The organism is Pseudomonas sp. EA_65y_Pfl1_P113 (assembly GCF_963970525.1).
GTDB lineage: Bacteria > Pseudomonadota > Gammaproteobacteria > Pseudomonadales > Pseudomonadaceae > Aquipseudomonas > Aquipseudomonas tritici.
Window position 1 is genome coordinate 1 of record NZ_CAXAQM010000554.1, and the last position, 457, is coordinate 457.

1 protein-coding gene is annotated in these 457 nt (G+C 59.5%); it reads left to right on the forward strand.

Annotation, left to right across the window (positions count from 1 at the left end; genetic code table 11):
* Positions 1–439: methionine biosynthesis protein MetW (locus tag AACY52_RS31045; protein ID WP_339561501.1), on the forward strand; the 439-nt coding region annotated here is incomplete at its 5' end.
* Between the last annotated feature and the right edge of the window lie 18 nt (positions 440–457).

Sequence of the window (457 nt, forward strand, 5' to 3'; positions counted from 1 at the left end):
GGTGTCGCGGGGGCTGTCGGTAATCCAGGGCGATGCCGATATCGATCTGGCGGATTATCCCGATGCGAGCTTCGATTACGCAATCCTAAGCCAGACTTTGCAGACCGCGCGCCGCCCGGACGTGGTGCTCGATCATTTGCTTCGCGTTGGGCGACAAGCCTTCGTCTCCTTCCCGAATTTTGCGCATTGGCGCGTGCGGATGTCGCTATTGTGGGGCGGGCGGATGCCGGTAACGCGGCTGTTGCCCGAGCAATGGTTCGATACCCCCAACATCCATCACGTGACGATCGAAGACTTTCGCGCTTTTGTGAAGGCGCGCGGGATTGAGGTACAGGGCGCGTGGTTCCTGTCCGGCGATCAACAGACCGGGTCGGTGCAGGCCAATTTGTTGGCGGAACATGCGGTGTTCCAATTGGGCGGCCTTGTCCGAAAGGATTGAGCGAGATCAAGGAACCAT